At 40.2% G+C, this 4586-nt stretch carries 1 protein-coding gene; it reads right to left on the bottom strand.

What is annotated here, in order from left to right; all coding sequences use genetic code 11:
- A partial coding sequence (locus tag CRYPD_RS08195; RefSeq protein WP_171004397.1) for a beta strand repeat-containing protein occupies window positions 1–4586 on the bottom strand: 4586 nt, incomplete at both ends.

Below are 4586 nucleotides of genomic sequence, written 5' to 3'. Positions count from 1 at the left end.
AGCACCGCCTAATACGATTTTAATCTGTCTAATATCACCCTCAGTTGTGGTAACAATATCGGCATCAAAGACAGCACCTGCAGAAAATCTTGCTTGATTTGCCGATACTTTATATTTATGATCAAACAATTGTAAATCTTGCACTTTAGTGTCTTTATCATGAAAGGAGGTATCAAGATACAACTTATCGGCTGTGGCCGCCCTACTACGAAGTAAAACGCCTTGCTCGTTAGCAGCATATTGGGCGGCGCTGATATGGTAATATTTGATTAAAGTACCTTCTCGTGCAACTTTGACATAATCACCTGCACTGTAATCTCGGTCTGTTATATTCACATGAGTGCCACCTTCATATAGGCTATTGATGCCTGAGATATCTACATATATTGCATAGTCAACAGTAGTATAAGAATTACTACTATCATCAGTAGATAAACCAAGCATAAACCTTTGACCGTTGTTGACATCTTTGGTGATTTTAGCAATAACAAAACCATCACCTGTAAAGCCTTCGGTGGAGAATACATCGGCATCCCAACCATCTGTACCTGTTTTCTCAAACTCATCAGCCAAAATATCACCACTCATTTTGGCACTAAGGTCGAAATTGGTGGTTATTCGATTACCGCCTAAATTTATCTTTTCTGCTGGTGTTAAATCCACACCAACTGTTACTGTTGAAGCTGGGGTTTCATTATTATCACTATCAATATAACTGATAGCGAATGTTCTATCACCTTCTTGTGGGGCTGCTTGGGTATTTTTCAGGTTGATTGATTTAACAATTGCATCGACAAAAGAGGCGGGGAAGTTATTACCATTAGAGCGAACAATGAATAAATTACTAGTTACTGTTGTATAGTTATAGTTAACATTAACACCGCCTACGACCACATTATTAACTACAGCATTGGCATTTAGTGACAGGTCAGCATCTAAAACTAACTTATCATTAGTAAAGTCTAAATTAGCACCGCCTAAGTGAATTTTAATCACATTAATATTTTTCTCACTCGGCTGAACGCTGTTGGCATACAGTGAGATACCTGTGCTTAAGGTAGCGGCTAAATTAGCAATATTAACAGCTATTGTGCTGGTAGTTTGTGTGCCAGCTTCTACGCCGTCTAAATCTATTGTTTTTATTGCTGTTGATGTTCTTGAATTTACCTTGATACTTGTGGTTACAGAATCACTCTCATTACCTGCATGATCAAGATAACTAATGGTTATACTGCGCTTACCCAAAACTGGCGTTAGACTGCCGTTCTTAAGCTCAACAGCCTCTATCGCTGCCTTCACAGAAAGAGAATCTAGATTACTACCATCTTTATTGAAGAATAATAAGGTCTTAGTTGCTGCTGTATAAATATGACCAATATTAGAAATATCCACACTATTATTACCAATACCCGATGAATAAAGATCTAAAAATAACTCATCATTCACAATATCTAAATCCGGACCTCCTAAAACAACTTTAATCTGTTTAATATCTATTGCACTTGGAACGACAACATTACTATCAAAAACAACGCCTGCTACTAGTTGTGTCTGATCAACAACTTTTATTCGACTGAACAATTTCACTTCATCAAGCCGACTGCCTATATTTCTAAATGAAGTATCAATAAATAATTTATCCGTTGCACTCACGCCTGTTTTAGTGTGTATTACAGTACCTTCTTGACCAGCAGCCTGCTCGGCAGCAGTAATATGGTAATATTTAATCTCTGTGCCAATGCGTGCAACTTTGATATAATCGCCTGTATTGAAACTTATATCAGTTAAATTAGTTTTAACATTATTTTCATAAACACCATCAATAATATCATTTTCTTTTATATAAATTGCATAATCAATAGTGGTGTAACTATTACTATCATCATTTGTAGATAAGCCAAACATGACAGGTTGATTATTCGCTGTCACTTTGGCAATAGCATAACCATCACCGATAAAGCCTTCATTGGAAAATATATCTTCGCTCCATATAGTAACGCTAGTGCCTACTCTTTCAAAGTTGTTAACACCAGCAATATCATTCATGTTATCAGAAAGATTAAAGTCAGTATCAGTTTCAAAAAGTTTGCCTAAATTCACTGCATCTGGGACAGTTACATCTACCACAATAGTAGCAGTGGCAGAGGCGCTGGTATTGCCATGCTTATCAATGTAAGTAAAGGTGGCTGTTCTGTCGCCTTCGCTTGGGTTGGTTTCTGTATTCTTAAGGTGGATTGCTTCAACAATGTCTTTAACTTTCGCAGCGTTAAAGTTAGAGTTATCGGCTTTAGTGATAATGAGCGTATTGCCTGTTAAGCTGTAGCGTGCAACCACACTAGCAATAGTGAGGTTGGTGGTAGCGATGTCTGAGTTTGTATCAATGTCTACAGTATTTAAGACTAATTTATCGTTAGCAGTATCTAAGTCGCCTAGGACTATTTTAATTTGTGTAATGTCGTTTTCTGTTGGTACAACAATACTGGTATCAAAGGCGATGCCTGTGGCTGAGGCTAAGGTGGTGGTACGATTGGCATGATTAACAATAGTGCTGATGCTGTTTTGAGTGCCTATTTCTGAATTGTCTAAGTCAATCTGTGCTGGAGCAATGGTGTCTACGCTTAAAGTGGTGATGGCACTGATGCCTTCATTGTCAGCGGCATCAACATAACTAAAGGTGGCTGTTCTGTCGCCTTGGGTTGGGTTCTGGGTAGTGTTTTGTAGTTTGATGCTAGCAACAATGACTTGAACCTCAGTGGCACTTAGAGCACTGGCGTCATCTTTAGAGATAATCAAGGTGTTAATTGTCTTATCGTAACTATAGTTAATACCCGTAATGGCACCAAGTGAGACATTATTACCTTGCGCATCGTTATTAAGGTCTAAATTGTAATTAAGACCTAGTAGTAATTGGTCATTGGTGGTGTCTAAATTAGCACCACCTATTACCACTTTAATTTGAGTGATATCTGTGGCTGTTGGGGCAGCAACATTTGCTTCAAAGGCGATGCCTGCTTTTAGTTGTGCTTGGTTGGCAATGTTGAGCGTTAGCGCTTCAGTGGCTCGAGTGTCTGCTGTGGTTGCGTCTAAATCAACTGCATCTGGGGCAATTAAGTTAACTTTAATACTTGCTGTAGCAGGACTAAACTCAGAATTACCTGTATTGATGTAGCTAATGGTTGCTGTTCTGTCGCCTTCACTTGGGTTGGTTTCTGCATTCTTAAGGCGGATTGCCTCAACAATGTCTTTAACTTTAGCGGCGTTGAAGTTAGATCCATTGGCTTTAGTGATGACGAGCGTATTGCCTGTTAAGGTGTAGCTTGCAGCCACACCCGCAATAGTGAGGTTGGTGGCAGCGATGTCTGCGTTGGTATTAATGTCTGCAGTATTTAAGATTAATTTGTCGTTAGCAGTGTCTAAGCCGTCTAAGACAACTTTGATTTGTGCAATGTCGTTTTCTGTTGGGGCAGCAATATTGGCATCAAAGGCAATGCCTGTGGTGAGTGTGGTTGCTAAGTTGGCTTTATTAACGATTGTTGCGCTGTTTGATTGTGCATTTGCCTGTGTTGGGTCTAAGTCAACTGCACTTAATGAGCTGGCTGCTGGGTCAACGGTTATGGTTGCTGTTGCAGAGGCGCTTTCATTGTTTGCATCATCGATGTAGGTAAAGGTAGCAGTTCTGTCGCCTTCTGCAGCCTTGGTGGTGGTATTTTGAAGCTCGATTGATTGAATGGCTTGTTGTACTTCTAGCGTGCTTAAGTTGGTGCCATCGGCTTTAGAGAGAACTAGGGTTTTAGTGGTTGCGTTATAAGTGTAGTTAACACCAGTTAACTCACCCAAACTTACCTCGTCATCTGCTGAGTTTACATTCAAAGCAACTTGGTTGTTAAGACCTAAGAGTAAATGGTCATTGGTGGTATCTAAATTAGTGCCGCCTATCACTACTTTAATTTGAATGATATCGGTGGCTATAGGGGTAGCAATAGCAGCGTCAAAGGCAATACCTTGTGCCAGTTGCTCGCGGTTAATGGTGAGTAAGCTGGTGTCTTGTATGAATGCTGCGGCGTCTAAATCGACAGCATCTGGGGCAATTAAGTTAACACTAATAGTAGTGGTGGCTGAGGCAGTGGTATTGCCATGCTCATCGGTGTAAGTAAAGGTGGCTGTTCTATCATCTTCGCTTGGACTGGTTTCTGCATTCTTAAGGCGGATTGCTTCAACAATGGCTTTAACATTAGCAGTGCTGAAGTTAGAGCCATCGGCTTTAGTGATGACCAGCGTATTGCCTGTTAAAGTGTAGCTTGCAGCCACACTTGCAATAGTAAGGGTGGTGGCAGTAATGTCTGCGTTTGTATTAATGTTTGCGGTATTTAAGATTAATTTGTCGTTAGTAGTGTCTAGACCGCCTAGGACTATTTTAATTTGTGCAATGTCAGTCTCTGTTGGTGCAACAATACTGGCATCAAAGGCAATGCCTGTGGCTAAGGTGGTGGCACGATTGGTATTATTAATAATAGTGCTACTGCTATTTTGTATGCCTGCTTCTGAGTCGCCTAAGTCAATCTGTGCTGGAGCAATGGTGTCTATGC

The sequence above is a fragment of the Bathymodiolus heckerae thiotrophic gill symbiont genome (genome assembly GCF_900180345.1).
Lineage (GTDB): Bacteria > Pseudomonadota > Gammaproteobacteria > PS1 > Pseudothioglobaceae > Thiodubiliella.
The sequence above is the reverse complement of the archived record's forward strand: the minus strand, read 5'-3'. Positions and strand labels throughout refer to the sequence as shown.